The sequence below is a fragment of the Treponema sp. JC4 genome (assembly GCF_000260795.1).
In the GTDB taxonomy this organism is placed as follows: domain Bacteria; phylum Spirochaetota; class Spirochaetia; order Treponematales; family Treponemataceae; genus Treponema_D.
The window spans coordinates 1-2,515 of sequence record NZ_AJGU01000088.1; the positions used below are offsets into that span (position 1 = coordinate 1).

3 protein-coding genes are annotated in these 2,515 nt (G+C 27.5%); 2 read left to right on the forward strand and 1 reads right to left on the reverse strand.

The features are described 5' to 3' along the window. Positions 1–281: 281 nt before the first annotated feature. A complete protein-coding gene (locus tag MSI_RS14600; protein WP_009108134.1) occupies positions 282–545 on the forward strand; it encodes a hypothetical protein in 264 nt (87 codons plus the stop codon). A 203-nt stretch (positions 546–748) separates the two neighbouring features. Here MSI_RS14600 and MSI_RS13270 read toward each other — a convergent pair whose 3' ends face one another. Beyond that, positions 749–1,459 carry a hypothetical protein gene (locus MSI_RS13270; RefSeq protein ID WP_009108137.1) on the reverse strand — a complete coding sequence of 237 codons (711 nt, stop codon included), beginning with the start codon at positions 1,457–1,459 and terminating at the stop codon, positions 749–751. A gap of 311 nt (positions 1,460–1,770) precedes the next feature. Here MSI_RS13270 and MSI_RS13275 point away from each other — a divergent pair, with 311 nt between their 5' ends. Further along, positions 1,771–2,502: a hypothetical protein gene (locus MSI_RS13275; RefSeq protein ID WP_155815643.1), complete on the forward strand. Its 732-nt coding sequence runs from the start codon at positions 1,771–1,773 to the stop codon at positions 2,500–2,502. Positions 2,503–2,515 lie beyond the last annotated feature (13 nt).

The following is a 2,515-nucleotide window of genomic DNA, read 5'->3' on the forward strand; positions in this document are numbered from 1 at the left end:
AAGGAATTAAAAGAAATAACGCCAAGTCTGTTTAAACATAAACTTAAAGGAATGAAAAACTTTCCTTAAAATTGGTCAAATTTAGGGGGATGGACAATATGATTCTTGCTTATATCTATTAGAATAGTTATAGCTTGATTGCTAAGCTTAAAGCAGTTTTTTTTGCAATATGAATCTAAGTATATTATTATATAGATAAGAAGATTAGAACGAGAAACAATTCGAAGTCTCAATATATTTATTTTTGAACCTATATAAACAAAACAAAGGAGATATTCTCTATGATAGATATTAATCAGGATCCAACATGTAGTTGTGCAAAAGCTGTTGAATTTGAAGGGGAAACTGTTTATGAATGTACAGACCCCGATTGTTCTTGTTATCAAAATCTTTGTAATTTAGACATTTGTTGTTCTGACGATGATGAGTATTCAAAAGAAGAAGAGTGTATATTCAAAGATTATTATGGAACTTGTGGGAATGATGATTGTTATAACCATGGAGACTATTGCCCTGGTCATTGTGATTCTTTCGAAAGAAAATAAAATCAATTTGAATATTTAAAAATACTTCTTGATGCAAGATAATATCAAAAAAAGTTATTTTATCATTTTAGAACAAGAGAGAGAAACGCAGAATACTTTCCCCGATAGCTAGTGGTATGAATGTCTAGACATCGGAGAGAGCTTTTGATGCTGACTTACAAGATTGAATACTTATCATCCATTGCAGAATCGCCTACGGGATCTCAATTATTTTTTTTATTATGTTTTGTTTTTTTAATCGAAACATTTAATGTCTTTTTATATGTTTCCTCAATAGCAATTTTATAACATACAAACGAAGGACAATTCACATCATTAATTAATCTGTTTTTTGTTTCTAAATATATATTTCGTAAATCATTCCAAAGATTGCATTCAATTATCTTACTTAAACGGGTATCGAGAGAAGATGTGTTTTTAATTTTTGACCATGTATATAAATCTTGCTGTTTATTTGCAATTAATCTTTGTAAATTGCCTCCGGAATTTCTTGATACTATACCAACATCAAAACTAAATTCTGTTTTGGAATTATCATTTGTAAAATGAAGAGGACAAGAAATAACAGAAGTTGAATTCTCTCCATCAGAAAAGGTTTCATTGTTAAGTCCAATAGATTTATTCAATTCTACCCGGATATGTTCCTTCAACAATTTTAAATTTTGATATTTCCTAGGTAAAGTTTTAAGATTAATTTCAATATTAATATCAACATCAAAAGGTTTAGGAATTCCATTAATAACTAACCTTGTTACCATATGTCTTTTACCAGCACTACCAATAAGGTAACATTTTGAATGGACTCCTTGAGAATTTAATGTTTTTACAACTTTTTCTACCAATGTAAGAGCTCTGTTGAGATATGGCCCATAAATATGTTTTGGGACAAATTCATAATACTTATTTTTCTTCATAAAAACTCCTTAATCCCACAACCGACCAGATGGATTTAAAAATCCAAATCATAACAGTTTATTGATATTCGATTAAAGAATCTATATAACAAATTTAATTTTTAGTAAATTTATACTAATGCAATAAAAATATGATATTATGTAATTATGGACTTTGCTTTTAGCTTGATAAAAAAGAATTTATTTTCGCAGAAAATTGTAATTATGATGATACAACAAATCTGCAAACCCGTTGTCCATTTTGCTATGAACCTGTTTTCTTAAAAGCTGGTGATTCTAAAAAGAACCATTTTGCCCATTATGCTGAAAGTTTGAATTCCAAAGAATGTGAATTACGTGCTAATAGTTATTACGGTAGTTACTCAGAATATGTGAATGAAACAAAAGGTCAAACCCTAATAAAACATTATCGTATATTTTCTGATTTATATGCAATTTATATGAGTGTACCTAAAGGTATTATCTTATACGAGCCAGAAACTTCTGATCTTTTGATTGTTCCCTGTAAACAACTTATATTAAATGGTAAATCACAAATTGAGCAGAACTTACAGCAAGTTCATATGAAAGAATTTTTAGATTTAACTCTAAAAATTTTACTTAATAGTATTATAAATTTAAAGTTTGAAATACCACCGATTAATAAATTTTACGAAATTTATCTTGAGTCTATAAAGCAATTTTTGGGATACATTGATAAAAAATTTCTTAACTATGATAACCTTGGTATAGAACTTTTAAAACAGAAATTAGCACAAGTCCAAAACCCAGAAAATATTTATGATAGACTGTGTAGTCAAATTATTAATAATAGTGATTATATTGTTAATGCTTTATCCAAAAGATTTAGCATAGAAGAAATACATGCAATTACGTTTTGTTTACTTCAAAGAGAATGTAAAGAAATTAATGAAAGCTTAAAAAAATTAAAGCAAACGATTATTTCAAGAAGAACAAAAACTTATACAGCAATTGATGGAACAGTACATAATTATATTGATGTAAAATTTGCAGAACATGAAGCAAGCTTGAATTTTTTTTAAGATATCATTATTT

Excerpts from the sequence above, each read along its gene's own strand:
- MSI_RS14600 (WP_009108134.1), top strand. The coding sequence starts at position 282 with ATGATAGATATTAATCAGGATCCAACATGTAGTTGTGCAAAAGCTGTT.
- MSI_RS13270 (WP_009108137.1), bottom strand. The coding sequence starts at position 1,459 with ATGAAGAAAAATAAGTATTATGAATTTGTCCCAAAACATATTTATGGG.